This is a genomic window from Ralstonia sp. SA306 (genome assembly GCF_054792405.1).
In genome coordinates this window covers 1,508,737-1,533,026 of the sequence record NZ_CP096452.1, presented here as the reverse complement: position 1 = coordinate 1,533,026, position 24,290 = coordinate 1,508,737, and the positions used below count along the sequence as shown (strand labels likewise).

General features: G+C 65.1%; 26 protein-coding genes. 10 read left to right on the top strand and 16 right to left on the bottom strand.

The genetic code is table 11. The features are described from left to right. Positions 1-18: 18 nt before the first annotated feature. Together M1D44_RS23455 and M1D44_RS23450 are read right to left on the bottom strand one after the other, a co-directional pair. Positions 19-1,065: an alpha/beta fold hydrolase gene (locus M1D44_RS23455; protein WP_439004445.1), complete on the bottom strand. Its 1,047-nt coding sequence runs from the start codon at positions 1,063-1,065 to the stop codon at positions 19-21. A gap of 35 nt (positions 1,066-1,100) precedes the next feature. Then, complete coding sequence (locus M1D44_RS23450) at positions 1,101-1,499, bottom strand: cupin domain-containing protein (protein WP_316852553.1); 399 nt, start codon at positions 1,497-1,499, stop codon at positions 1,101-1,103. A gap of 328 nt (positions 1,500-1,827) precedes the next feature. Here M1D44_RS23450 and M1D44_RS23445 point away from each other — a divergent pair, with 328 nt between their 5' ends. Both M1D44_RS23445 and M1D44_RS23440 read left to right on the top strand, forming a co-directional pair. Next, positions 1,828-2,079, top strand: coding sequence for a hypothetical protein (locus M1D44_RS23445; protein WP_024978382.1), 252 nt, complete (start codon positions 1,828-1,830; stop codon positions 2,077-2,079). Between the two features lie 60 nt (positions 2,080-2,139). After that, a complete protein-coding gene (locus M1D44_RS23440) occupies positions 2,140-2,922 on the top strand; it encodes an alpha/beta fold hydrolase (RefSeq protein ID WP_428984639.1) in 783 nt (260 codons plus the stop codon). Positions 2,923-2,944: 22 nt separating this feature from the next. Here M1D44_RS23440 and M1D44_RS23435 read toward each other — a convergent pair whose 3' ends face one another. The 11 genes from M1D44_RS23435 to M1D44_RS23385 form a co-directional block, all read right to left on the bottom strand. After that, a complete protein-coding gene (locus tag M1D44_RS23435) occupies positions 2,945-4,036 on the bottom strand; it encodes an acyl-CoA desaturase (protein WP_024978384.1) in 1,092 nt (363 codons plus the stop codon). Next, positions 4,020-5,150 (bottom strand): sterol desaturase family protein, encoded by a 1,131-nt coding sequence (locus M1D44_RS23430; protein ID WP_316852552.1) that lies wholly within the window; start codon positions 5,148-5,150, stop codon positions 4,020-4,022. Before M1D44_RS23430 ends, M1D44_RS23435 begins: the two co-directional genes overlap by 17 nt. Next, positions 5,147-5,770 carry a phosphatase PAP2 family protein gene (locus M1D44_RS23425; RefSeq protein ID WP_316852551.1) on the bottom strand — a complete coding sequence of 208 codons (624 nt, stop codon included), beginning with the start codon at positions 5,768-5,770 and terminating at the stop codon, positions 5,147-5,149. The genes M1D44_RS23430 and M1D44_RS23425 overlap by 4 nt, the downstream gene beginning before the upstream one ends. After that, positions 5,767-7,077: a F390 synthetase-related protein gene (locus M1D44_RS23420; RefSeq protein ID WP_316852550.1), complete on the bottom strand. Its 1,311-nt coding sequence runs from the start codon at positions 7,075-7,077 to the stop codon at positions 5,767-5,769. Before M1D44_RS23420 ends, M1D44_RS23425 begins: the two co-directional genes overlap by 4 nt. Beyond that, a complete protein-coding gene (locus M1D44_RS23415; protein WP_316852549.1) occupies positions 7,074-7,880 on the bottom strand; it encodes an MBL fold metallo-hydrolase in 807 nt (268 codons plus the stop codon). Before M1D44_RS23415 ends, M1D44_RS23420 begins: the two co-directional genes overlap by 4 nt. Then, positions 7,868-8,884 carry an NAD-dependent epimerase/dehydratase family protein gene (locus M1D44_RS23410; protein ID WP_316852548.1) on the bottom strand — a complete coding sequence of 339 codons (1,017 nt, stop codon included), beginning with the start codon at positions 8,882-8,884 and terminating at the stop codon, positions 7,868-7,870. The genes M1D44_RS23415 and M1D44_RS23410 overlap by 13 nt, the downstream gene beginning before the upstream one ends. Continuing rightward, on the bottom strand, positions 8,881-9,879 hold the full coding sequence (locus tag M1D44_RS23405; protein WP_316852547.1) for a 3-oxoacyl-[acyl-carrier-protein] synthase III C-terminal domain-containing protein: 999 nt from the start codon (positions 9,877-9,879) through the stop codon (positions 8,881-8,883). The genes M1D44_RS23410 and M1D44_RS23405 overlap by 4 nt, the downstream gene beginning before the upstream one ends. A 147-nt stretch (positions 9,880-10,026) precedes the next feature. Next, on the bottom strand, positions 10,027-10,731 hold the full coding sequence (locus M1D44_RS23400) for a Crp/Fnr family transcriptional regulator (protein ID WP_112188449.1): 705 nt from the start codon (positions 10,729-10,731) through the stop codon (positions 10,027-10,029). Further along, positions 10,724-11,359 (bottom strand): 2-hydroxychromene-2-carboxylate isomerase, encoded by a 636-nt coding sequence (locus M1D44_RS23395; RefSeq protein ID WP_316852546.1) that lies wholly within the window; start codon positions 11,357-11,359, stop codon positions 10,724-10,726. Before M1D44_RS23395 ends, M1D44_RS23400 begins: the two co-directional genes overlap by 8 nt. A gap of 16 nt (positions 11,360-11,375) precedes the next feature. Continuing rightward, a complete protein-coding gene (locus M1D44_RS23390; RefSeq protein WP_316852545.1) occupies positions 11,376-12,050 on the bottom strand; it encodes a 3-oxoacid CoA-transferase subunit B in 675 nt (224 codons plus the stop codon). 29 nt (positions 12,051-12,079) lie between these two features. Continuing rightward, positions 12,080-12,844, bottom strand: a complete 765-nt coding sequence (locus tag M1D44_RS23385; RefSeq protein WP_316683274.1) for a CoA transferase subunit A — start codon at positions 12,842-12,844, stop codon at positions 12,080-12,082. A 242-nt stretch (positions 12,845-13,086) separates the two neighbouring features. Here M1D44_RS23385 and M1D44_RS23380 point away from each other — a divergent pair, with 242 nt between their 5' ends. Continuing rightward, positions 13,087-14,304 (top strand): cation:proton antiporter domain-containing protein, encoded by a 1,218-nt coding sequence (locus M1D44_RS23380; RefSeq protein ID WP_082075961.1) that lies wholly within the window; start codon positions 13,087-13,089, stop codon positions 14,302-14,304. Between the two features lie 43 nt (positions 14,305-14,347). Then, positions 14,348-14,902 carry an NADPH-dependent FMN reductase gene (locus tag M1D44_RS23375; RefSeq protein WP_316683273.1) on the top strand — a complete coding sequence of 185 codons (555 nt, stop codon included), beginning with the start codon at positions 14,348-14,350 and terminating at the stop codon, positions 14,900-14,902. 412 nt (positions 14,903-15,314) lie between these two features. Here the strand turns inward: M1D44_RS23375 and M1D44_RS23370 are convergent, their stop codons facing one another. Next, on the bottom strand, positions 15,315-15,998 hold the full coding sequence (locus M1D44_RS23370) for a hypothetical protein (protein WP_316683272.1): 684 nt from the start codon (positions 15,996-15,998) through the stop codon (positions 15,315-15,317). Between the two features lie 288 nt (positions 15,999-16,286). Between M1D44_RS23370 and M1D44_RS23365 the strand changes: the two genes are divergently transcribed. Continuing rightward, entirely contained in the window at positions 16,287-16,994 is a 708-nt protein-coding gene (locus M1D44_RS23365; RefSeq protein ID WP_316852544.1) for a GNAT family N-acetyltransferase, read from the top strand. A gap of 9 nt (positions 16,995-17,003) precedes the next feature. On the opposite strand, the gene M1D44_RS23360 is transcribed toward M1D44_RS23365, so the two are convergent. Together M1D44_RS23360 and M1D44_RS23355 are read right to left on the bottom strand one after the other, a co-directional pair. Continuing rightward, positions 17,004-18,617 (bottom strand): COG3904 family protein, encoded by a 1,614-nt coding sequence (locus M1D44_RS23360; protein WP_024978399.1) that lies wholly within the window; start codon positions 18,615-18,617, stop codon positions 17,004-17,006. A gap of 153 nt (positions 18,618-18,770) precedes the next feature. Further along, positions 18,771-19,283 (bottom strand): FlxA-like family protein, encoded by a 513-nt coding sequence (locus M1D44_RS23355; RefSeq protein WP_024978400.1) that lies wholly within the window; start codon positions 19,281-19,283, stop codon positions 18,771-18,773. Between the two features lie 258 nt (positions 19,284-19,541). Between M1D44_RS23355 and M1D44_RS23350 the strand changes: the two genes are divergently transcribed. The 5 genes from M1D44_RS23350 (at position 19,542) to M1D44_RS23330 (ending at position 24,288) form a co-directional block, all read left to right on the top strand. Beyond that, positions 19,542-20,363, top strand: a complete 822-nt coding sequence (locus tag M1D44_RS23350; protein WP_024978401.1) for an ABC transporter ATP-binding protein — start codon at positions 19,542-19,544, stop codon at positions 20,361-20,363. Then, positions 20,347-21,177: an ABC transporter permease gene (locus M1D44_RS23345; RefSeq protein WP_024978402.1), complete on the top strand. Its 831-nt coding sequence runs from the start codon at positions 20,347-20,349 to the stop codon at positions 21,175-21,177. Before M1D44_RS23350 ends, M1D44_RS23345 begins: the two co-directional genes overlap by 17 nt. Positions 21,178-21,212: 35 nt before the next feature. Beyond that, positions 21,213-22,217 carry an ABC transporter substrate-binding protein gene (locus M1D44_RS23340; protein ID WP_024978403.1) on the top strand — a complete coding sequence of 335 codons (1,005 nt, stop codon included), beginning with the start codon at positions 21,213-21,215 and terminating at the stop codon, positions 22,215-22,217. 20 nt (positions 22,218-22,237) lie between these two features. Continuing rightward, on the top strand, positions 22,238-23,029 hold the full coding sequence (locus M1D44_RS23335; RefSeq protein WP_024978404.1) for an IclR family transcriptional regulator: 792 nt from the start codon (positions 22,238-22,240) through the stop codon (positions 23,027-23,029). A 71-nt stretch (positions 23,030-23,100) separates the two neighbouring features. After that, on the top strand, positions 23,101-24,288 hold the full coding sequence (locus tag M1D44_RS23330; protein ID WP_316683267.1) for a CaiB/BaiF CoA transferase family protein: 1,188 nt from the start codon (positions 23,101-23,103) through the stop codon (positions 24,286-24,288). The last annotated feature ends 2 nt before the right edge of the window (positions 24,289-24,290 follow it).

The following is a 24,290-nucleotide window of genomic DNA, read 5'->3' as shown; positions in this document are numbered from 1 at the left end:
GTCAAATGGCTCGCCGGTTCAAAGGTGCACCACATCCAGCATGGCCTGCACAAACGCCTTGGGCGCCTCTTGGGGCAGGTTGTGGCCGATGCCGCCACCGATGTTCCGGTGCTGGTACTTGCCCGTGAACTTCTTCGCATAGGCTGACGGCTCCGGGTGCGGTGCGCCGTTGGCATCGCCTTCCATGGTGATGGTGGGTACCGTGATGCCCGGCGCGGTGGCCAGGCGCTGTTCCAGCGCGCCGTACTTCGATTCGCCCTGCGCCAGCCCCAGGCGCCAGCGGTAATTGTGGATGACGACGGCAACGTGATCGGGGTTGTCGAACGCGGCGGCGCTGCGGTCGTACGTGGCGTCGTCAAACTTCCACGTGGGCGAAGCGAGCTTCCAGATCAGACGGTTGAACTCCTTGCAGTTGGCGGCGTAGCCCTGCGCGCCACGTTCCGTCGTGAAATAGAACTGGTACCACCACGCAAATTCCGCGGCCGGCGGCAGCGGCTTGCGGTTCGCCTCCTGGCTGCCGATCAGGTAGCCGCTGACAGATACCAGCGTCTTGCAGCGTTCCGGCCACAGCGCCGCGATGATGTCCGCCGTGCGCGCGCCCCAGTCGTATCCGCCAAAGTGCGCCTGCTTGATCTTCAACGCGTCCATGAAGGCGATGATGTCAGCGGCCAGCGCCGCTTGCTGTCCGTTGCGCGGCGTGTCCGCCGAGCGGATGCGCGTCGTGCCATAGCCGCGCAGGTACGGCACCAGCACGCGATAGCCCGCCGCCGCCAGCGCGGGCGCCACCTCTGCATAGCTGTAGATGTCATACGGCCAGCCGTGCAGCAGGATCATCACGGGGCCGTTCTTCGGCCCCAGGTCTGCGTAGCCGATGTTGAGCACGCCTGCATCGATCTGCTGCAGCGTGCCGAACGGGTTGGCTTGGCCGGCCAGCAGCGTGCCTCCATTGGCGGACGGTGCCGGTTGCGCATGCGCAAGTTCGGCCAGGCCGAGATCCAGCACGCCAATGCTGGCGATGGTGGTGCCCAGAAGGCGGCGACGGCGGAGGTTGACGGGGTTCGACATGGGGGTTCTCTCTTTGGGGTGGATGGGGCAGGGGATTAGTGAACGAGCTTGACCAGCGGCTCACCGGACTTCACGACATACGTGGCCAGTTCCGATGCCTTGCCGCTGCCGACGTTTCTTGCCGAGTGCGCAACGCCGGCCGGAATGAACAGCGAATCCCCGGTCTGCAGCGTCACGGGGGGCTGACCATCCAACCGGTATTCGATCGTGCCTTGCAGGACGTGGGCGATTTCCTCGCCGGGGTGGATATGCGCGGGGGCGAATGCACGCTCATCAAAATCCACGCGCACTTGCAGAGTTTCGTGGTCGGGCACGCTCAGGTCGTGATGGACGAGATCCGTCCGATGCACGCCAGCGGCTTGCGCAAATGCGTTGTGCGCGCCCAGGGCGCCTGCCAGTACGAGCAACGTTGCGGTCAATCGATTCGGTTGCATGAGGGCTCCAGTGATCAAGGATGGATGACGGGGCGGGTCTTGTTCACCTCGTTTCCAGCATTGGGCGCCTGCGATGTATCCGGTCGGTTTCACGATGCCGCCGATTTGTATTGCTTTGTAGCAACGGGCATCGATAGGCGGGGTTTTGTATGCGTTTGTATCTGGCGGCAGCTCTAGTACATGCCCAGACAAAACGGGCAGCACATCGCTACGTGCCGGATACGTCAGGCGCCTTCAATGCATTCCGTGGCCAAGGCGCCGGGCCAACGCAAAGCAAAGCACCGGCAGGCCGCGCAATCCCAAACCAACCGTTCAAAGGAAAACGATCATGACCCGCAATCTCACCAAGACCCTCGCTGTTGTTGCTCTCGCTGTGGCCGCTGCAGGGGCCCAAGCCGCTTCGTCAATCGGTGCACGCGACCCGTACACCGAAGGCGCCCGCGCCGTGCAAAGCGCGGTGGATGCCTACACCGAGGGCGCGCGTTCGTCTGATGTCTATACGGACGGCGCGCGTGCCACCGACATCTACACCGATGGCGCCCGCAGCGCGAATCCGTACTACGACGGTGCACACGCCTGAAGCGGCAGCCTCGCGCACACCCCATCCCACCGAGAACCGAGCAGATAACAAGGACCCGACATGTTCAACCGCAAAGCCGTCTCCATCGCAGCGCTGGCACTTGGCATGGCCGCCAGTGCGCCACTCTTTGCCGCCACGGCAGCCGACGCCAATCAACCTTCCGTCGTGATCGTGCACGGCGCCTTTGCCGATGGGTCCGACTGGGCCAAGGTGATCCCGCTGCTGCAGGCCAAAGGCGTGAAGGTGCAGGCGGTGCAGAACGGACTGAACTCGCTGGCTGACGATGTGGCTGCAACGCGCAGAGCGATTGGAAACCAGGTCGGCAAGGTCGTGCTGGTCGGGCACTCGTGGGGTGGCACGGTCATCACGGAAGCCGGCGCCGACAGCAAGGTTGCCGGGCTGGTGTACGTGGCCGCGTTTGCGCCGGACGCCGGGCAGTCGACGGAAGAAGTGGGCAAGGACTACGCGCCCGCGCCGGGCATCGGCAAGCTGGTGGCCGATGCCAACGGCTATCTGTCACTGCCCCCAGCGGCGCTGGCGAGCGACTTTGCCCAGGATGTGGCCGCTGCCCAGGCGCGCGTGATGGCCGCCACGCAAGGGCCCATCAAGGCGACGGCATTTGGCGAGCGCACCACGGTAGCGGCGTGGCAGAGCAAGCCGTCGTGGTTCATCGTCAGCGCGCACGACAGGATGATCCAGCCGGACCTGGAGCGCGCCATGGCAAGGAAGATCGGCGCCAAGGTGACGACGCTCCTGACGAGCCACGTGCCGCAGCAGTCGCGGCCGCAGGATGTGGCCAAGGTGATTCTTGATGCCGTGCACGCGGTCGAGGCGCGCAACTGAGGCGAGGCGTGTTGCTTGCGCGTCAGTCGGGGCATTTGCCCATGGCGCGCAGGAATGTCTGCTGCGCGGTCAGCAACTCCCGGTAGGTGAGCGCGCGGTAGTCGAGTGCGTGGGCGCGCGCTACCTCGGCCACGCGTGCAGCCAATGCCGGATAGTGCCGGTGGCTGTACGTCGGGAAGAGGTGATGCGTCAGGTGCCAGTTCAAGCCGCCGAGCCAGTAGCCGATCCACGCCGGTTGCGGTTGCCAGTCGCAGGCGGTGTGGAATGCATGCTCGTGCCACGTGTGCGGCAACTGGCCTGATTCGGGCGGCAGATAGAACGTCACGTCCGCCCAGTGCGTGCCCAGAATCAGTGCCACCAGCACACACGAGGCCAGCATCTGCCCCGCGAAGTAGCTGAACGCCACCCAGCCCCAGCCGAGGCCAAGTTGATGTGCCACCCAGGCCGGTACCGCCACGGCAATGAGCAAGTGCAAGGTCTTGGCAGACAGGAACGTCGCCCAGCCGCGCAGGCCAGGTAACACGCGGTCTGTGGTCAGCGCCGTGAGGCCGAGCCGGTCCGACCAGTCGTAGATCCAGTTGATGTACGGCAACGACAGCGCGGCAATCAGCGGCCAGTAGCGATGCTGGTAGCGGAACTGCGGATACCACGGCTGAAAAGGCGTCTGCCGCAGGAAGCGGTTTGCGGCGGTGTCCAGGTCGTAGTGTTCCACGTTGGCATGCGCGTGGTGATAGTGCACATGGCGCACCGTCCAATAGGCCGGTTCGATGCCGAGCGGGATGGCGGTCACGCGTGTCATGAGGCGGTCCAACCATAGCCAGGGAGACAGCGCCCGGTGTGCGCCGTCGTGCAGCACGTTCATCGCCAGCAGCATCGCGATGAACGGAAAGGCCACATAGGCGAGCACGAAAATCATCGTGCTCTTGGCTGTCACCATCGCCCCATACAGCAGTGCGGAAATCACGACAAGGAAGGCGCCCTTGGCAATGAGCCTCGCATCGGCAAAGCGATGGTCGCCGTTTGCTTGCAGATGATCGTGCGCGGCCTGGCGCAAATCCTCCGCCAGCGATGACGAGCGCGGTGAGGCGTAGCGAAGCTTAACGAGATTCGGCATGCGGCGACGAAGAAAGCGGTGATTCGGCACGCAGTGCGTGCCACAGCCCGCAGGCAAGGCCATGTAGCCCCAGTGCAACGGTCAACGTGTCGGACAATGCATCGCCCGCACCGCATATGCCGATCATCAGCACGGGCAGTGCAAGCGCCAGCAGCGGCCACAGCCAGCGGCCCCAGACCCGTCCATCCGACAAGCCGCCCAGCGCAATCGTGAGCAGCAGGATGAGCGCGAACCAAACCGCTTGCCAATGCCCGGGCCACAGGCCATCGGTGCGCACGTAGTCGATCACCACGCCAAACAGCAGCACACCGCCGGTGGCGATCCAGCCGGCGGGCGTGGCGCGCGTATCGCGTTGCAGCAGTGGTGTGCGCAACCCCATCCATTGCAATGCGGGCACCACGTTGGCCCAGAATGGGTTGTCGCTGTGGGTGGGCCTGTGCACGCCGTAGCGGATCGGCACGTCGGGCAGCGCGCGCTGATACGTGCCGAACAGCTTGTCCCAGAGGAGCAGCGTGCCGCCGAAATTGCGGTCGATGTATTCCGGGTTGCAGCCGTGATGGACGCGATGGTTGGCAGGCGTGACCATGAAGCGGTCCAGCACGCCCGAACGGCCCACCAAGCCGCAGTGGTTGTAGAACTGCACCGAGTAATGCAGGCCGGACACCGCCACGAACATTTCCGGCGTGACACCCAGCAACGCCAGCGGCACGAAGAACGGCAGCGATGTCAGCGACGACAGCCACGCGTTACGTACGCCCAGCGACAGGTTGAAATGCTCCCCCTCGTGGTGCACCGCATGGATCGCCCACAGAAAGCCCAGCTTATGGTGCATGCGGTGCAGCCAGTAGAAGCCCAGATCCCATGCGACAAAGGCGAAGGCCCAGCCCGCAATCGGATGCCAGCCATCCACCCAATGCAGGCTGGCATGGGCATACAGCCACGTGAAGCCGGCCACCTCCACGCCGCGGCACAGCCACATCAGAACGTGCCCAGAGTTCAGGTTGAGGATGACGTCGCGCCACGGCAGGGGCTGGCCGCGCCACCATTTGAGCGCAGCCAGTTCCAAGAGCACGCAGCCGAGCATCAATGAAAGCGGCAGAGCAAAGGCATTCATGTCGACACCGGTTCGATTGAAAGCGTTGACGCGCGCCGCGCCAACCATAGACGGACAGCCGCGCCGCACAGCACGCCTACGGCCACGCCCGCCGATAGATCCAGTGCGACGTGCCGGCGCGTCTGGATCGTGGCGTACAGGATGCCCAGCCCCCAGGCCGCTGCAAGCACCGTGCGAATCGGCTTGCGCGCGTCCGCCAGCGCCCACACTGAGAGCAGCGTGAGCGCCCCGTGCAGCGAGGGAAGGCAGTTCTGGCTCGAATCCACGGCGATCAGCATGCGTTGCACGCTGGCCGGCAGCGATGCATCCGCCAGCGGCGGGTAGTGCAGCGTGGTCGGCCACAGCAGAAACACCGCGCCGCTCATCAGCGCGCTCATCTGCATGGCGTGTTCCAGCCAGGGCAGGCGAGACATGTCGGCCAGCAGATACGCCAACGGAATCAGCGCGAAGAACGACACGTACAGCCAGATGCCTGACGTGCTGAACGGAATCGCGCGGTCCAACGCGGTTTCCGGCACAACCGTGCCCACGCCTTGCAGCACACCGCACAGACCATAGACGAGGCCCACCGAACACCAGCCCAGGGCCATATGACGCAGGCGTGCGATAAACGGGCTCATCGCGCCGCCCCCGACGCCGCGAGCCGAACGATGCGGCGGCGCTTGGTGGTGAAGTCGGTGGCGATGCGCTCGGGCCTTGCGTGCCATGTCACGCGCGATGTGTCGACGCCCTGGCAGGCGAAGAGATCCGCCAGATGCGCCTGGCACGCGCGGGCAATGTCGGCGTCAGCAGGGTGGATGGACAACGCCAGCGTGCACGCATCGGTTTGCACCAGGCGGTAGTCGGCATGCAGCGGCAGCGCCTGGGCCAGCGCCCGCGAACACACGTCCGCAAACAGCGTGACGGCTCCACCGCCAAGGGCGGGCAGGACAAGCGTATCGTCGCAGCGGCCTTCGATGCGCTCGATGGCCATGGCCGGATTGCCGCAGAGGCAGGCCCCCAGCGCGGGGTCGCGGCGGATGAGGATGTCATCCAGCCGGTAGCCCACGATGGGTTGCGTGCTGCGTGTGAAATCCGTGATGACGGGAACGAAGCGGCGCGCGTCCAGCCATTGCGGCTGGATGTGCACGTGCGCTTCGTTCAGATGCAGCGTGCCGTGCGGGCAGGTCGCACCCAGGAAACCTTCGGTCGCCTGATAGACCTCGCCGACGTTGCCGAAGGCCTGCGCAAGCAGCGCGCGGTCCATCGGCTCCAGCACTTCGGCGCCGGACAGCACCTGCACCGGTGCAATGTCGAGCCGGCCGGCCAGTTTCTCCATGGCAAGCGCACGCAGCACCTGCGCCGGCCCCACGACGATGGTCGGCTGCAATGCCTCCAGCGGCGCGCGGTGCGAGTCGAACGGTGCAAACAGATCGAAGAACGAGAACGTCAGCCACGGATTGCGCACGGCCGTGTACAGATTGCTGTTGGCGCGCAGGAACAGCGCGACGCGTTCGCCATGCAACAGGCCGCGCGGCAACAGCTTGGCGAGCAGGATGCCGGCCCACTGCGCGCGCTCGATCGGGCTGACGACGAAGACGCCGCGTCCGCCGGACGTGCCGGACGACAAGCCCACCGAATAGGCCCCGACCGTCGGCCGGAAATCACGCGACTGCTCGGCCTGTTGCGCGCAGGCGAGCACATCGGCCAGACGCAGGCCGGCCGTGTTCATGGCGTCGAAATTGGCCATCATCGTGGCCTTGTCCATCAATGGCCATTCGTGCATAGGCTTCGACGCAAACGGGCGGAAGTACGGGCTGCGAACCAGCACCCGTTGCGTGAAGTGTGCGATCTGACGCTGCTGATGCGCTTGCAGGGCTGCGCGATCAGGCAACCGCAACCGGCGCGTTTGCCAGTAAGACCACAGCAGGCGATGCAACGCCGTCACAATGCACCCTCGTGTGTGAGGAGAATGCGCACGTGGCCGCCGGCATCGAGCGCGTGCAGCTTGCGCAGCGTATCGAAGTAGGCGTGGCGGTCTTCCATGATGGAATACGCCAGCACCGATGGCCCGCGCAGCTCGCGATAGCTCAACGGTGACCAGGCCGCGTCGGCGGCAAGCAACGCCCAGCCTTCATCCGTGCGCACGAACGCGCCGAGGTGCCCGGCAGCGTGGCCGGGTAGCGGCACAAGGAGTACGTCGCCGTTGCTCCCGGGCAGGGCCCAGGCGGATGTGAATGGCGCCAGCTCCGGGGGCAGCGCAACGTGCTCGAACTGTTCGACAAAGCGCGTGCGCGTTTCAAAATCTTCGGGGATCAGCCCGGGCACGAAAGCGCGCCGTAACGCGGAAACACCTCGCAGCGCACGCAAGTGCGTCCATCCCTCGCCGGAGCAGATGACCGGCACGCCCGGAAAGTCCCGCAGGCCGGCAACGTGGTCGCCGTGGAAGTGCGAGACGATCAATCCATCCAGGTCAGCGGGGCGCATGCCCTGTTGTGCGAGCTGTGCTGCCATGGATTCCGATGTATCGAAATACACCGGTGTGACCTTGCGATAGATGGCAAACAGGCCGCTGCGCGTGTGGTCATGAAAATGCGAGGCATAGCCCGTGTCCCACAGCCAGCGTCGCCCGGCGGCTTCGATCAGCCATGCGCGTGCGGGGAAGGCGCAGGTACGCAAGCCCGCGCCGCGCAGTGCCACACACGCGGTGTGCGTGCAGTACCCGGCTTCAAAGACCGTTAACGTTGCCATGACCGGTTGCCCTGTTCGCGTAACCAGTGGGCCGTGCGGCGGATGCCTTCGGCCATGTCGATGGGCGGCACGTAGCCGAGTTCGATGCGCGCGAGGTCGTTGGCGAGCGTCATGTCGTAGTGCAGGGCAGCGGCGCTGTAGCGTGTGAGCAGCGGCTCGCGGCGCGTGATGGCACCGGCCGATTCCATGGCGCGTGCGGCCAATGCCATGGCCGGATAAGGCACGGCGCGGATGCGGTAGCGCAGGCCGAGCTGTTGCCCCAGCAGTTGATCGAGCAGATCGCGCAGCGTGGCCGGTGCGTGGTTGGTGATGTTGTAGGCGGCGCCGGAAGGCACGTCCGCTGTCGTGGCGCACCGCATGGAGTGCACCACGTTTTCCAGATATGTCAGGTCCATGCGCGCGGCACCGCCACGGGGCAGCGGTAGCACGCCGCCGCGCAGATTCAGCAGATGCAGGATGCGCGGCAGCACCACGCGATCATGCGGGCCGAACAACCCGCGCGGCCGCAGGATGACGAAGTGCGTGCGGTTCTGCGTGGACACCTGCTGTTGGATGGCCGCTTCTGCCAGCATCTTGGTGGCCGCGTAATGATTGGCGAAGCGGGCAGGGCGATAGCTCTCGGGCAGATCGGCGTGATGCTGGTAGTCGAAGTAGATCGACGGCGTGGAGATATGCACGAAGCGGCGGACACCACGCTTGACGGCGCCTTCGGCCAGAGCGGCCGTTGCGCGCACATTGGCCGCGTAGAAGTCGTCGTACGCGCCCCAAGGGGATGACAGCGCCGCGCAATGCCAAACCGTGTCGACACCATTGAGCAGCGCATCGAGCGTGGTCGGCGTCAGGCGTGCAAGGTCGGCAGGTACATAGTCCGCACCGCGTGCGATAAAGGCCTCGCACTGTGCGGCATCGCGCCCCGTCGCGCGTACGCCTGCGCCTTGTGTCAGCAGGGCATCGACCGCGTTGCGGCCGAGCCCGCCCGTGGCACCCGTTACAAGCGTGGTCATAGCGTCAGCACCATGCCGCCCAGCGTCAGGCCGGCGGCCGTGCCAACCAGCAGAACCGGCTTGCCAGGCTCAATGCGCCGGTTCGTCACCGCTTCATGCAGCGCGGTGGGAATCGACGCGGCCACCTGGTTGCCGTGCTGCGCGTAGATGTCGATCACGCTGGTTTCCGGCACGCCCAGCCGCTTGCGCAAATGCTGCATGCCAAGGTGGCTCGCCTGGTGCGGCACGACGACGTGCATGTCGCGCAGCGTGTAATTGCTGCCCGCAAACAGACGATCAAGGAAGCCGTCCATCAGTTGCGAGGCGAGCTTGAACACGCGCTTGCCGTCCATGTGGAACAGGTAATCGGTGGGTTGCGCGCCGGTGCGCGGGTTGCGGCGCGTGCCGCCTGCAGGGATTTCGCAATAGGCCTTGCCGGCGGGGTAGGTCTCCATGCGGTAAGCGTGAATGCCTTTGCTGGACTCCGCAGGTGCCGCTTCAACGATGACTGCCGCTGCCCCATCGCCGAAGATCAACGCGGTCTCGGCATCGTCCCAGTCGATGCCGCGCGAGGCCAGGTCGGACGCCACCACGGCGATGCGTTTGTAGGCGCCAGTGGTCAGCAGGCTGCTTGCCACATGCAGCGCGGTCAGGAAGCTCAAGCAACTGGCGTTGACGTCAAACGCGGGCGTGCCGGCAGGCAGTCCGGCGGGCTCCAGGATGCGCGTGGCCGTGTTGGGCAGCGCCTGTTCCTGCACGCCCGAGGCGGAAATCAACAGGTCGATGGAGGCGGCAGGAACATCGGCGCGGCGCAGCGCATCGCGCACGGCAGCGCCGGCAAGCTCCGATTGGTGCTCCGCAAGCGTGGCATGGTGGCGAATGTCGATACCGGACTTCTTGCGCACGTACCCCGCCCGATGGCCCAGGCGGGCATCCAGCTCAGCGGACGTGACTTGGTGTTCCGGCAATGCCTTGCCGGTGGAAAGCAGATGAATCGGCAGCATAGATGCAGGCACGCACGGTGCGCGTTGCCCTGTTCCCTCTTCCGGCTGCGGCCGCGCGGGGCGCATGCCGCAGCGTAACGATCTTGTCTTGTTGTGCCGCGATTCTAGCGGGTGCGGCCCGCTGCGCCGGATGAAGATTCGTTAATAAAGACGGCGTCTTCAGGTGCCGTAGCTGCGCAGCCGTTCGAGGTCGACGACCGTCACACCGCCATATTCCAACCGCACCACGCCGTCTTTCTCCAGGGCCTTGAGCGATTGGTTGGCCACCTGCCGTGTCATGCCCGAGAGCAAGCCAAGTTCTTCCTGCGTGATCTCAAGGTGGTCGCCCGCACCGGGGTAGAGCACCGGGTTGAACAGCGACGCAATGCAACGCGCCAGGCGCGGCGTGACATCCAGCAGCCGGTCGTATTCCAGCAGCGCCATGAAATGCCCGAGCCGCTCGTTGAGCTGCTGCACCAGGAAGCGGTTGAACGCCACGCTGTTTTCCACGAGCCACATGAAGGTGGCGCGGTCCATGAAGGCCATGCGCGTGTCGCGCAGCGCAACGATGTCGTAGCGGCGCGGCTCGTTCTTGAGCACCGTGCCCTCGCCAAACCAGCCGCCGGCCGGCACACCCGTAAACGTAACGCTGCGCCCCTCGGGCGACACCGTGCCGATCTTGATGAGGCCCGTAACCACGCCTGTCCAGCTTTCCAGCAATGTGTTCTTAGGGCAGATGCAGGCGCCGCGCGCATAGGTTTTCTCAACGATGCCGGCGCAGGCACGGTCTGCTTCTTCCGGGGGCAGCTCAATCGACCACGCCGCAATATGGGCCAGCCGTGCGCGGCTGATGCCGGGGCGCGAGTTTGTGTCGTGTTCAGCCACGTTGAATGCCCACCGGCAACGTACTCACACGCCGCACTTCGGGCGTGGAGAGCCAGTCGGAATGCAGGCTTTGCAGAAACATATCGGTGGCGTCTTCACCCCAGAACAGCTCGCCGCTGTGCACGAGCGTCGGCACCCCAAACACGCCGAGCGCGATGGCCGCATCGGTGTGGGTGCGCAGCGCGTCTTTCACGGCGGATTGTTCGACAGCGGTTGCGCCTTGCGCAAAGCCCACCGCTTCGCACAGCGCGGCAAAACCTTCCGGCGAGGCCACATCGTTGCCGTCGCGCCAGATATGCCGGAACACCGCACGCACGGCATCGAGCGAGCCGCCCATCGCGATCGTCAGCCGCAGCGCCTTGATCGGGTTGAACGGGTGGGCGGGCGGCATGCGAAACGGAATGCCGAGCTGCTGCGCACGAAACAGCGCATGCCGGTACGTGAACACGCGCTTGGTGCTGATCTCGGCCGGGCCCTTCTGCCCCCAGTGGTGCAGGATCGCGCCCAGCACGAGCGGACGGGGGCGGATGACGATGTCGTTGGCTTCCTGCAGCGCATCGAACTGCTCAAGCTGCAGGTAGGCAAACGGCGAGATGACATCGAAGAACCAATCGACAGCGGTGGGCATGAGCGTTCCTGGGTGTTCAAGCGGCACGCATCTGCAGCAGCGGGGCCAGCGTAAAGGGCGCTGCCGTCATGGCGCGAATGTCATCGAGTGTCGCATGCGAGAGGATTTCACGCAGCACGAGCCCCGCATCGGTCACGTCAAACACGGCGTGTTCGGTGACGATGACCTTCACGCAACCTTGGCCCGTGAGCGGCAGCGTGCAGCGCGGCAGGATCTTGGAGTTGCCGTGCTTGTCGGTGTGCGCCAGCGCGGCAATCACCTTGCGTGTGCCATAGCAGAGGTCCATTGCCCCGCCAATGCCAGGCCACCATTTGCCGTTGCGATCGCACGCCCAGTTGGCGAGATTGCCCTGCGCGTCCACCTGCAACGCGCCGAGGATGGTCACGTCGATGTAGCCGTTGCGCATTGCACCCAGCGACGTGGCGAGGTCCATGAGCGCCGCGCCGGGCAGCAGCGTGATGGGCTCGCACCCGGCGTTGGTGAAGTCGCTGTCGATGGCGCCCAGCGCGGGGCGTCCGCCAAACCCGAAGGCCCCGTTTTCGGTATGGAAGATGACGCCCGCATCGGCCTCCAGGTAGTTGGCCGTGAGCGTGGGGATACCCAGGCCAAGGTTGACGACTTCGCCCGCGCGTAGTTCTTGCGCGCAGCGGGCCGCGATGCGTTGCTTGGGCGTTTCGGGCAGAGATTGCATGGCGGTCTCCTGGTTGTGTCGATCGACGATCAGGCTTCGGCGGCGGCGGGCAGGCGGCCGAGCTTGGTCCAGTGGTGTTTGTAGAGCGCGTGCTGCTCGTCCAATGACAGCCCTTGCACCACCGCGTTGATGAACACGCCCGGGCAGCCGACGCGCTCGGGCGGGATCGTGCCCACCTCCACGATTTCATTCACCTCGACGATGGTGTAGTCGCCCGCCATGGCGATATCGCGCTGGTTCTGCAGCGCCGTGCCGCGAAACTCCACGTTGCCGAACGTATCGGCGCGCCAGCCTTTGATGATCGACACGTCGGCGCGCAGGGGCGGCTCGACGAAGCAGGTCATGCCGTCGACGGTGAGCGTCGGCTTGGGCGCACCGCGCTTGGGAAACATCCCGGGCTGGTCGAGGATGCCCACGCCCACCGGCACGAGTGCGCCGCCCAGGCCCAGCGCACCCGCGCGCACTTTCTCAGCCCAGGTGCCCATCGGAAAGAACTCGGCTACGCGCACAGAGTCGGTCAGGTAAGCCTGCGTCGATTCATCCGTCGTGCCCACGTGCGTGCCGATGAACTCGGTCAACTGGCCAGAGGTGAACAGCCTCGCTTTAAGAAAACCACCGCGCAGCCCCGGCGTGTTGGTGATGAGCGTGAGTTGCCCGATGCCGCTGGCGAGCAGCGCCTCGATGCAGCAGGCCGGCTCACCGGCGCCCACGAATTCGCCCAGCATCAGGCGGCAGCCGCTGCGGACGTGGGCGATGGCTTCGTCCACGGAAAGGACTTTGTTGGCGTAGCGCATGTGTCGTCTCCTTGGGGCCGCCCTGAGCGAGCGGTCTGCGGCGCAGTGTAGGAGCGGTGTTTTCGGCACGATGTCTTCTGCATGACATTTGCTTCGTAAGGTTTCGCAAAGGGCAATCCTTATAGTTGCGACGCAGGCTGAACAAATCCGCGCCGTGTTTGTCGCACAAGGGCCGGCCGGCCCTTTCCCGGCGTTTCCGCCCCTCTCGTCTTTGAACCCGCCCCATTCCAATCCAGGACCGCATGCACGTAGACACCCCGCTCATCTCCACCATCATCGGCGGCATTGTGCTGGCCTTCATCTTCGGCACCATCGCGCAGCGCCTGCGGCTGCCGCCGCTGGTCGGCTATCTGGTGGCGGGCGTGGTGGCCGGGCCGTTCACGCCCGGTTTCGTGGCTGATCAAAGCCTCGCACCGCAACTGGCCGAGCTGGGCGTGATCCTCCTGATGTTTGGCGTGGGGCTGCACTTCTCGATGAAGGAGTTGCTGGCGGTCAAGGCCATCGCCATTCCGGGTGCCATCGGGCAGATTGCGCTGGCCACGCTCATGGGCATGGGCCTGGCCTGGCTGCTCGGGTGGGATTGGGGCCCGGGGCTGGTGTTCGGACTGGCGCTGTCGGTGGCGAGCACGGTGGTGCTGCTCAAGGCGCTGGAGGATCGCGGCATCGACAACTCGCACGAAGGCCATATCGCCGTCGGCTGGCTGATCGTGGAAGACCTCGTGATGGTGGTAACGCTCGTGCTGCTGCCAGCCTTGGCCGGAGCGCTGGGCGGCGCGGGCAGCACGGCGGTCAGTACGTGGGACATCGTCAAGGTGCTGGCCGTCACGCTCTCGAAGGTGGTGGCGTTTGCCGCGCTGATGCTGGTGGTGGGCCGCCGCGTGATCCCGTGGATGCTGGAACGCATTGTCATGACGGGCAGCCGCGAGCTGTTCCGCCTGGGCGTACTGGCGACGGCGCTGGGCGTTGCTTATGGCGCGACGGTGCTGTTTGGCGTGTCGTTCGCGCTCGGCGCGTTCTTTGCGGGCATGGTGCTGGCCGAGTCCGAATTCAGCCAGCGCGCGGCGGAAGAATCGCTGCCCTTGCGCGACGCATTTGCGGTGCTGTTCTTTGTGTCGGTGGGCATGTTGTTCGACCCAAGCGTGCTGATTGAAGACCCCTGGGCGGTGCTCGGCACGGTGCTGATCGTGGTGGTAGGCAAGTCATTGGCAGCGTTTGCGGTGGTGCGCGCGTTTGGTCACGGCAACCGCACGGCGCTCACGATTTCTGCCAGCCTCGCACAGATCGGCGAGTTTTCGTTCATCCTGATCGGGCTGGGGATCAGCCTGGAAATCCTGCCCGACCGCGCGCGTGGGCTGCTGTTGTCGGCAGCAATCCTGTCGATTCTGCTGAACCCGCTGATGTTTGCCCTCATCAACCGCCTCAAGCGCGAGGTGGCCCCAGAGCCGGCAACGGCCGATTAAGTATCAAGGCCGTTTTGAACTGTTTTGCACGCAAGGAGCGTTCATGAGCAATCTGACTATCGGAGTGATCGTCGGCAGCCTGCGCAAGGCGTCGTTCAACCGCCAGTTGGCGCAGGCGCTGGTGGGCTTACTGCCGTCTGGCGCGACGGCGCAGTTCATTGAGATTGGCGAGCTTCCGCTCTACAACCAGGATCTGGATGCCGATTTGCCCGAGCCCGTGCAGCGTTTCAAGGCAGCAGTGGCGGGCGTTGATGCCATTCTGTTCGTCACGCCGGAATACAACCGCGGCATACCGGGCGTGCTGAAGAATGCGATCGACTGGGGTTCGCGGCCATACGGCCAGAGCGTGTGGGGCAGCAAACCGGCAGGCATTGCGGGTGCTTCGCCGGGCGCCATCGGGACGGCGCTGTCGCAGGCGCAATTGCGCAACGTGCTCGCGGCGGTCGGGGTGAAGGTCTTACCCTTGCCGGAGGTGTTCTTCCACTTTGCGGGGGAGCCCTTTGATGCCCAGGGCGGGGTGACAGATGCGCGTACGCGCCAGTTCTTGCAGGGGTTTGTCGACCGATTCGTTCAGTGGGCAGGCCAAAAGCCAGCCTGACGAATCAATCAACCGGGGTGTTCAGGGCCGGGCGGGGAAGGGGTTCCCGCTCGGCCGTTTTGCCTTTTAGGGCATTTGAGGGCGTTAAGCCAGGAAGGCGGCGGCGCTGATGAGCCAGCCTGCTGCAACGCAGCTCGCAATCCAGGCGGCCATGACGGCGCCAATATCCAACCATTTCATCATTGTTCTCCTTACAACACTTGCATTGCTTGTTCAGGCAATCGATGTCTGAACAACTGTCACGAAGTGTAGGTGTTGCGATGCGGAAGAACAATACAGCGGCGGGTGAACAGACTGTTCCAAGAGTAACAACAGATTTCAGCGCTTGCGTGGCCCGGCCAGCGCTTGAGGGGCGGGGCCACCGCGCGGGCTACGCTTGTTGTTGCGCCGCAACAAAGCGGCAGTCGGACGGCTACTTCGTGCGGAAGGTCGCGGCCACCAAATCGGCAAAACGTGCCTCTTCGGCAAACTCGGCGGGGTTGCCGTGCCCGGCGGTGCCGAATACGCGGAGCAAGTAGACCGCGCCGTTGCCGAAGAACGCATACCCGCGCACTACGACCGTCCGTGCCGTGGAGGTGCTCCATTCGCCCTCCCAGTAGATCAACCGGTGCCCCGCAAGCACCTGCTGCGTCGGGGCCTTGCCACGGACGAGGCGGGCAGCCCAGGCCGGGCGATCGCCATGCACGCGCGATTCCATGTGGCTGAGCAGAATCGCCAGATCGCGCGAGCGCAGGGTTTCCAGGTAATCGGGCGTGCCTTTGTCGAAATCGGATTTACGCACCGTTACCAGCGCGAAGCTCTCCGGCGCTACGGTCTGCTGCGCAAACACCAGCCGCGATGGGCCAAAGGGCGAGTTGATGGTCGCCGCAACGGAAGGAATGGGCGTTTCTGTGTTCAGCTGCAATGGGCCCCACGTGCGCGGAAGGGCAAGGCTCGCGCCGGCGTCAATGCGCTGCGTGATGGGATAGGCAAACCTGGGCGCCGCCCGGGCAGGGCTCCAGGGCGCCATGCCGACAAAGGCGATCCATGCGGCCGCGCATGCGTATTGGACGCAGCGGCCCCAGCGGCAATACCACTCTGTAATGAACGGCGCCACTCGCGGGCTCCTGGCAGAAAAGATGGCGGACGATTCCGAGGGCGCGTGCATACCCCTGCACAGCAATGCCTATGCCCGCGCCTATTCGTGGCGCCGTCTCCCCCCGCTGCCAACATATCGATTTGCACGCACCTGCGCTATCGGCGTGTGGCGGGGCATCGAACGGTTTAATCCGGGCGTAGGGTGTTGATGTGGCTCTATCCACGTGTGCTTCCATGGCTCTTTTCATGGAGCCAGGACGTTCGGTAGGGTGAAGGCTCCTTGTTGTTCTCGATCCAGGTTTCCCGCATGCCCACGCTCAACGCTTATCAGCAACCCATTGGTGCGCCGCTGTCCGGCTGGACGGCCCGGCCGCTGCCGCCGCACGCGCCGCTCGCCGGGCGCTACTGCCGGCTGGAGCCGCTGGACGCTGCCCGCCACGCCGACGCGCTGTTCGATGCGTTCAGCCAGGCGCAGGACGACCGCGTCTGGACGTACATGGTGGAAGGCCCGTTCGCCGATATGGCGGCACACCGCGCCTATATCGAGCGCATTGCGGCGAAGCGCGATCCGCTGCAATACGCGGTGATCGACGCGCGCACCGATCGCCCGGTCGGCACGTTGGCGCTGATGCGCATCACGCCTGATCACGGCGTGGTGGAAGTGGGGGCGGTGACGTTCTCGCCGTTGCTGCAACGCACGCCGACATCGACCGAAGCGCAGTTCCTGCTGATGAAGCACGTCTTTGAAGATCTCGGCTATCGGCGCTACGAATGGAAGTGCGACAGCCTGAACGCACCATCGCGGCAGACTGCGCAACGGCTGGGCTTCCAGTTCGAAGGCATCTTCCGCCAGGCGGTGGTCTACAAGGGCCGCAGCCGTGATACCGCGTGGTTCTCCATCATCGATGCGGACTGGCCGCAGGTGCGAGCCGCATTCGAGCAATGGCTGTCACCGGACAACTTTGACGAAGAGGGGCGCCAGCGGGCGTCGCTGGCCGCGTTGCGTTCGGCCTGAAGGGTCTTGCTACGAATCAGGCGCTGACGTATCGGCAAACATGCCGCGCAGCGCCAGCGCACGTTCGGTTTCCGGCAGGGCCAGGATGGAGCGCGAAAAACCGATCAGCGCCTCGCAGCGTTCGGCCGGTGGTGCGGAGTGGCGCAGCGCGGGCACGGTCAGCACGCGTTGTTCATTGAGGGGAAGCGCGGCCACGGCCAGTTGCAGCACCGGCAGGGTTTGTGCGCGCGTGACAACCGGCGCGTGGTCGGGGTCGGCGGCCTGCATCAGGTCGGAGAACAAGGCCTGCTCGCGGGTGACCAGCGCGCGCGGCAATCGTGCAGCAGCGGCGCTTGCCCCGGACGTGCCGTCCAGATAAGCCACGCAGGCTTCCGGGCTCACGCGCTGCAGGGCCTGGGCCTGTTCAAGTGTGAGTTGCGCGTTGGCAAAGAGCAGCGCGTTGGGTGCAGTCGGGATCAGCGCGCGGTACAGCTTGCCCGTCTGCTCGCGCAGCAGTGTTACCGCCCGCGCATCGGTAACGTTGCGCTGCAGTTCTGGCCACAGCTTGTCGATCAAGCGGCTGAAGTGCGCGGGGTACTTGCGCTCCAGGGTTGCATACAGCGGGGCGCTGCGCAGTTCTGCCGCCAGGGCTTCGCGGGTATTCAGCTGCGTGGCCATGGTTGCATATTCGCCACCGGGCGATGCGCGCGTGACGACGTGGTCGGCCAGCAGCTCCTGCGCGGTGGGAAACCACATCTGGTCGAACGGTGTGTCCTGCACGCGGCGCACGAAAGCATCGGGCAGGCCCGCGTCTGCATATGCACGCCAGAGTTCGCTGTCGGTGGCGCCTGGGGTCTGGTCGTGATCGGCGCCAACCGCACGCGGGCGGTGGAAGCCGATGCGTGCGCCCGGTGCGGCGGCGCGGTCAACGCCTGCCAGGAAGGCGATCGTGCACGCCGAGGCGCAGGTGCGTTCAACATACGTGCGCAGATGGTGGCGGCGGATGACGTCTGCCACCAACGTCCCTTCGCGCAGCCAGCCGCCTTCGGAGCGCAGCACGACGGCCACGGCGTTTGGCGCCTTGCGCAGCGCGGCCTCCAGTGCATCGGCGGCGCCATCGTTGATGCCGCCATTGAAGAGGATGGCGCGCCCATCGCGTTGCGGCATCACCGTAAACGGTGACGCCGCTTGCTCACCCAGCGCGGTGCGCAGATGCGCGCCCAGACGCGGCCCATCGTTGATGAGGCGCGAGCTGGTGCCCACAGCGCCCAGCACGATCATCACCTTGGCGATCAGCGGCCACAGGTTTGACATGCCGGCAAGCCGGTTGCGCGCTTGCTCGCGATCGGCGGAGCGCCAGGTGCCCACCACCGCCCAGATCCACAGGGCCAAACCCATCACGTAAATCACGAGCAGCGCCGACGAGGCTGCGCGCGCCGGTGCGTTATGCGCCAGCGCATGCGTAACACCCGCGCTGAGCGCCACCACGCCAAATTGCATCAGCGCGGTATGCAACCAATACGAGCGGGCGAGGCTGTAATCACCGCGCCAGTGGCGTGCAAAGAAATTGCGCGAGGGCGTGCGTTCCGGGTGCGGATCGGCGGGGGCGGTCGGGGGCAGGGCGTCGCTGGCGGCGGAGGTCATGCGTGTTCTCGATGCCGCACACAGGATGGCGGCGCGGCGATTGTCGCTGTCGGCACCGCAGGCTGGCGTCCCCCCGATGGGAGGGGGTAGGAAAGGAGGTGGTCAGGCATCGGCAACGGGCGCCATCAAGGACAGGCCGCCGCGTTGCCGCCGTCAGGCCCTGACGGAAACCAGCGGCGGCTTGGCCGGCGTGATGGCCTCTGCGCTGGCGGGGTGGGCTGACTGCGCGGACTGTGCCTGCGTTGCTTCGCGGGTGTGCAGGCGGGTATCGCTCGCCGTGGACGAGCCGGTCACCTTGTCCGTCGTGCGGGCCTTGGCCGCTGCGTCGGTATTGCCTGTGCCGGAAGCGCTTTTAGATGCGTTGTGTCGGTTTTCCAACCGGGTTTGCGCTTGCTCCAGACCGTTCTGCGCCTGAAGGCGGGCGATCTGCGCTTGCACGATCTGAATCTGCTGACTGAGCAACTGTGCCTGCTCGCGGGCCTGATCCGGCGGCAGATTCTGCGCGGGCAGATCCTGCATCGACTTCTGCAGGTTCTTGAGCTGGCGCTGCAGGCGCTCGATGTCGCCGGCCGAACTGCTCCCGCTGCCCGATGCGCCGGCGGTCGCAGTAGATACGGAAGGGGAAGAAAGTTGCATGGCCATCTCGCTGATCAGTACGCCCTTCATCGGAAGGTGGGCGGAAAACTTTAGCGTTCACGCGAACAATTCTCGCAAATTTACAGCATGCAGTGTTCTGTCTGTAAGAATTAAGTTTCTTCAGAAAGAACAATTATGGTGTTTCCCTAGAAAGAAGCTGCGAAAACCGCTGATGCCTGTGCTGTTTTCGGGTTTACGTGCGTTAACCTCGCTCGATATGCCATATAAAATAGAACTATATTCCATCAAACAGAACGCATCGAATCAGGCGCGTTCACGGAGACGCCCATGCTTTCTTCCCCCCAGGCCGCCAGCGGCCGACTCCGCGCCGGGTTGCCGGCGGTTCAGCTCAATCAGGTTTCGGTGCGGTTCGGCAGCTTCACGGCGGTGCAGGGCGTTGACCTGTCGATTGGTGAAGGCGAATTCGTGGCGGTGGTGGGGCCGACTGGCTGCGGCAAGAGCACGTTGCTCAATGCCGTGACCGGGCTGCTCAAGCCGGCCGGCGGCAGCGTCACTGTGTTTGGTGAGCCGCTGACCGGGCTCAATGGCAATGCCGGTTTCATGATGCAGCAGGACTCGCTGCTGCCCTGGAAGACGGCGCTGGACAACGTCGCGCTGGGCCTTGTGTTCCAGGGCATGCCGGTGGATGAGGCCCGCGAGCGCGCCCGTCCGTGGATGAAGAAGGTCGGGCTGGCCGGCTTCGAGGCGCGCTATCCGCATCAGCTCTCGGGCGGGCAGAAGAAGCGCATCAGCATGGCGCAGACGCTGATCCTCTCGCCCAGGATCGTGCTGATGGACGAGCCGTTCTCGGCGCTGGACGTGCACACGCGCCACCTCATGCAGAGCGAGTTGCTGCGCCTCTGGCAGGAAGACCGCAAATCGCTGCTGTTCATCACGCACGACCTGGAAGAAGCCATTGCTCTGGCCGACCGCGTGGTCGTCATGTCCGCCGGGCCGGCCAGCCGCCCGGTTGGGGATGTGGAAATCACGCTGCCGCGCCCGCGCAACGTATCTGAAATCAACATGTCCGACGCGTTCATCCGCCTGTATCGCGAGATCTGGTCGATCCTCGGCACCGAAGTGGAGAAGAGCCATGCCGTCCAGCACTAATACGATGCCTGCCGTGGGTACGCAGCGCGCCGGTCTCGCGCACAAGACCAAGATCCGCCTGTTTCAGTTGGCCGTGGTGGTGTTGATGTTCGGCGCGTGGGAGGGCCTTGGCCGCGCGGGCGTGGTGGACCCGTTCTATTTCTCGATGCCGTCGTCCATCGTCGCGCGCATCTGGGAGTGGTTCACGGGTGGCGATATCTACACGCACCTGGCCATTACTCTGGCCGAGACGATCCTCTCGTTCGGCATCGGCACGCTGCTTGGCATCAGCCTGGGGTTGTGGCTCGGCTTGTCCAGGCTCGCGGCCGAGGTGCTCGACCCGTTCATCAAGGTCTTCAACGCGATTCCACGCATCCTGCTCGCGCCCATCTTCGTGATGTGGTTCGGGCTGGGGCTGACCTCCAAGGTGGCGCTGGGTGCAACGATGGTGCTGTTCATCACCTTCTTCAATACGTACCAGGGCGTGCGCGAGGTCAACCCCGTCATCCTGGCCAACGCGCGCCTGCTCAAGGCCAGCCGCATCAGCCTGCTGCGCCACGTGTATGTGCCGTCCGCCACGAGTTGGATTCTCTCCAGCCTGCGCGCCTCCGTCGGCATGGCGGTCATGGGCGCGATCGTGGCCGAGTACCTCGGTTCGTCCGCTGGCCTGGGCCACCTGATTGCACAGGCCGAGGGCGTGTTCGATGCCACCGGTGTGTTTTCGGGGATCGTCGTGCTGTCGGCGTTTGTGATTGCGCTGGACCGCAGCGTCGATGCGCTCGAAGGCAAGTTGCTGGTGTGGCGTCCGAAGGCCGATCCGGAAACGGGCGCCTGATCCGCATTTCCGCAAAGAACATCACGGAGACAACCATGAAACGATGGATTTCGGCCCTGTTGTGTGCGGCCGTCTGTACGGTAGCCAATGCCGCCGAGCCGGAAAAGAAGGACGTGAGCCTGTCGGTCGGCTCGATGATCCTGAACTACATGCCGGTGCCGCTCACGCAGTCGCTGGGCAACTTCCAGAAGGAAGGGCTCAACGTCAAGGTAGAGAACTTCCAGGCCGGCGGCAGCAAGGCGCTGCAGGCCCTGATTGCCGGTTCGACCGATGCGGTGGTGGGCTTCTATGACCACACCATCCACATCCAGGCGCAGGGCAAGGACATCGTGTCGGTGGCGCTGCTCAACACCACGCCCGGCATTGTGCTGGCGGTGCGGCCCGACCTCGATATCAAGAGCGGCAAGGATCTGAAGGGCAAGAAGATCGGCATTACCGCACCCGGTTCGTCCACTGACCTGTTTGCGCGTTACTACGCCATCAAGAACGGTCTGCAGGTCAACGACGTGTCGTACATCGCCGTGGGGTCGGGCGCGCCGGGCATGGTGGCGCTCGATCGTAAGGAGATCGACGCGCTCGTCAATTTCGACCCCGTGGCGAGCCTGCTGGAGAAGCGCCGCGCCGCCAAGTTCCTGGTGGATACGCGCACCGATGCCGGCTCAAACGCCGTGTTCGGCGGCCGCTACCCGACGGCCACGCTGTACGTCACGCGCGACTTCATGACGAAGAACCCGGAGACGGTGCAGCGCTTGGTGAACGCCTTCATCCGCACGCTCAAGTGGATCGACGCCAGCACGCCCGAGGCCATTGCCGACAAGATGCCCAAGGAGCAGCAGGTGGGCGGGCGCGACGTGTTTGTCGATGCGCTGCGTCACTCCAAGCCGATCTTCTCGAAGGACGGCCTGATGACCGATGCCGATGCCAAGGTGGCCCTGACGGTGCTCTCCAGCTACGACGAAAAGATCCGCAACGCCAAGATCGACGTGAGTAAAACGTACACTAACCGCTTCGTCGACCAAGCCTTGAAGATGGTCAAGTGAACCGTCTCGCCCAACCCGCCATGACCGCAGAGCGCCAAACCACCCAGAACGAGACCACCGCCGCCAATGAGGGCGATGCCGCCACGCCGGGGCAGTCGGGGGTGGCCGCGCTGGACCGCGCGTTCTCGATCCTGTTTGCGTTCCGCCCCGGCGACTACGCGCTGACGCTGGCCGAGCTGGCCGCCCGCACCGGGCTCTACAAGAGCACGATCCTGCGGCTGGCAGGCTCGCTCATCCAGCATCGCATGCTGTTTCGCCTGGAAGATGGCCGCTACCAGATCGGTGCCGCGCCGTTGATGCTCGGCGCGCTCTACCAGCGCAGCATGCGTCTGGGCGACGTGGTGCTGCCGCACATGCGCGCGCTGGCTGAGGCGACGGGCGAAGCGGTGTCGCTCTACATCCGGGAGCGCGATGTGCGTGTGTGCCTGCACCGCGTGGATTCGAACCATTCGATCCGCGATCACGTGCGCGAGGGCGATGTGCTGCCCCTGGAGCGCGGTTCGGGCGGGCGCGTGCTGTGCGCGTTCTCGGGCATGCAAGGCGCCACGTACGACGCGATCCGGCGCGATCACTATTACGTGTCGATTGGCGAACGCGATCGGGAAACGGTGGGCCTCTCGGTGCCGGTGTTTGGTGCGCAGCAGGCGCTGCGGGGTGCGCTGTGCCTTGCCGGCCCGGCTTCGCGGATCGATGGCGCGCTGCTGCAATCGTGGCGCGTGCCGGTGCTGGAGCACGCCGCGCAAATCACTTCCACGCTGGGTGGCGACCCCGCGCCGCTGCGTCTCGCCGCTCAGCTCATCCAGAAAACCTAGGCTCCGCCAAGACGCCCAACTTCCTGAACGGGGCGAGGGGCGGAGCCGATTGTGTAGCAGGAGTTGTTTTCATGGCTTTGCCTCTCGCGGGTTTGCGCGTGCTCGACTTGTCGAACGTGCTGGCCGGGCCGTTCTGCGGCTATCAGCTGGGTTTGCTCGGCGCTGAAGTCATCAAGGTGGAGGTGCCCGGCAATGGCGATCTCGCGCGCCGTCTAGGCGCTGATCCGGAGCAGGCGCGCCGCAAGATGGGCGCCTCGTTTGTCGCCGTCAATGCAGGCAAGCAGTCCGTCACCGTCAATCTGAAGCATCCGGAAGGGCGGGCGATCCTGCTCAAGCTGGTAGCGCAGGCCGATGCCCTGATCGAAAACTACCGCCCCGGCGTCATGGATCGCCTGGAGCTCGGCTACGACGTGCTGCGCGAGGTCAACCCGCGCTTGGTCTACTGCGCCATCTCCGGCTTCGGCAAGGATGGCCCGCTTAGCGGCCGACCCGCATACGACCAGATCATCCAGGGCATTTCCGGCGTGATGAGCGTCACGGGCGATGACGAATCCGCGCCGCTGCGCGTGGGTTACCCGATCAGCGATACGGTGGGCGGCATCACGGCGGCGCTGGCCGTGACCGCCTGCCTGCTCGGCGCGCAACGCACGGGGCAGGGCTGCATGGTGGATGTGTCGATGCTGGAATCGACGCTCGCCACCATGGGTTGGGTCGTCTCCAATTACCTGAATGCCGGCGTGACGCCGCACCCGATGGGCAACCAGAACTTCACGGCGGCGCCGTCGGGCACGTTCCGCACGGGCGATGGGCTGATCAATATCGCGGCCAACGAAGACAAGCAGTTTGCCGCGCTGTGTTGCGTGGTCGGTCATCCGGGCCTTGCAACCGATGCGCGCTTTGCCGAACGCCATGCACGCAAGGAACATCGCCAGCAACTCAACGACGCGCTGGAAGCGGCGTTGGCCGCGCGCCCCGCCGTCGAATGGGAGCCGCTGCTGATCGAAGCCGGGGTGCCGGCCGGGCTGGTGCTCGACGTGCCTGGCGTGCTCGCGCATGAACAGGTGACGGGCCGCAGCTTCGTCACCTCCTTCCCGGAAGCGGGGCAGCACGTGACGCGCGCGGGTTTTCGCCTGTCTGGTGAAGACCCTTGCCCGAAGACTCCCGCACCGTCGCTCTCCGCCCATACCGACGACTGGCTTGCCAAGCTGGGCTACCGCCACGACCAAATCGAAGCCTTGCGCGCTGAAGGCGCCATCTGATC

Coding starts and splice junctions, on each gene's coding strand:
- M1D44_RS23415 (WP_316852549.1), bottom strand. CDS start 7,880: ATGGCAACGTTAACGGTCTTTGAAGCCGGGTACTGCACGCACACCGCG.
- M1D44_RS23450 (WP_316852553.1), bottom strand. CDS start 1,499: ATGCAACCGAATCGATTGACCGCAACGTTGCTCGTACTGGCAGGCGCC.
- M1D44_RS23410 (WP_316852548.1), bottom strand. CDS start 8,884: ATGACCACGCTTGTAACGGGTGCCACGGGCGGGCTCGGCCGCAACGCG.
- M1D44_RS23455 (WP_439004445.1), bottom strand. CDS start 1,065: ATGTCGAACCCCGTCAACCTCCGCCGTCGCCGCCTTCTGGGCACCACC.
- M1D44_RS23445 (WP_024978382.1), top strand. CDS start 1,828: ATGACCCGCAATCTCACCAAGACCCTCGCTGTTGTTGCTCTCGCTGTG.
- M1D44_RS23365 (WP_316852544.1), top strand. CDS start 16,287: ATGCCCACGCTCAACGCTTATCAGCAACCCATTGGTGCGCCGCTGTCC.
- M1D44_RS23425 (WP_316852551.1), bottom strand. CDS start 5,770: ATGAGCCCGTTTATCGCACGCCTGCGTCATATGGCCCTGGGCTGGTGT.
- M1D44_RS23360 (WP_024978399.1), bottom strand. CDS start 18,617: ATGACCTCCGCCGCCAGCGACGCCCTGCCCCCGACCGCCCCCGCCGAT.
- M1D44_RS23380 (WP_082075961.1), top strand. CDS start 13,087: ATGCACGTAGACACCCCGCTCATCTCCACCATCATCGGCGGCATTGTG.
- M1D44_RS23390 (WP_316852545.1), bottom strand. CDS start 12,050: ATGCAATCTCTGCCCGAAACGCCCAAGCAACGCATCGCGGCCCGCTGC.
- M1D44_RS23345 (WP_024978402.1), top strand. CDS start 20,347: ATGCCGTCCAGCACTAATACGATGCCTGCCGTGGGTACGCAGCGCGCC.
- M1D44_RS23435 (WP_024978384.1), bottom strand. CDS start 4,036: ATGCCGAATCTCGTTAAGCTTCGCTACGCCTCACCGCGCTCGTCATCG.
- M1D44_RS23440 (WP_428984639.1), top strand. CDS start 2,140: ATGTTCAACCGCAAAGCCGTCTCCATCGCAGCGCTGGCACTTGGCATG.
- M1D44_RS23395 (WP_316852546.1), bottom strand. CDS start 11,359: ATGCCCACCGCTGTCGATTGGTTCTTCGATGTCATCTCGCCGTTTGCC.
- M1D44_RS23350 (WP_024978401.1), top strand. CDS start 19,542: ATGCTTTCTTCCCCCCAGGCCGCCAGCGGCCGACTCCGCGCCGGGTTG.
- M1D44_RS23355 (WP_024978400.1), bottom strand. CDS start 19,283: ATGAAGGGCGTACTGATCAGCGAGATGGCCATGCAACTTTCTTCCCCT.
- M1D44_RS23375 (WP_316683273.1), top strand. CDS start 14,348: ATGAGCAATCTGACTATCGGAGTGATCGTCGGCAGCCTGCGCAAGGCG.
- M1D44_RS23335 (WP_024978404.1), top strand. CDS start 22,238: ATGACCGCAGAGCGCCAAACCACCCAGAACGAGACCACCGCCGCCAAT.
- M1D44_RS23430 (WP_316852552.1), bottom strand. CDS start 5,150: ATGAATGCCTTTGCTCTGCCGCTTTCATTGATGCTCGGCTGCGTGCTC.
- M1D44_RS23385 (WP_316683274.1), bottom strand. CDS start 12,844: ATGCGCTACGCCAACAAAGTCCTTTCCGTGGACGAAGCCATCGCCCAC.
- M1D44_RS23330 (WP_316683267.1), top strand. CDS start 23,101: ATGGCTTTGCCTCTCGCGGGTTTGCGCGTGCTCGACTTGTCGAACGTG.
- M1D44_RS23340 (WP_024978403.1), top strand. CDS start 21,213: ATGAAACGATGGATTTCGGCCCTGTTGTGTGCGGCCGTCTGTACGGTA.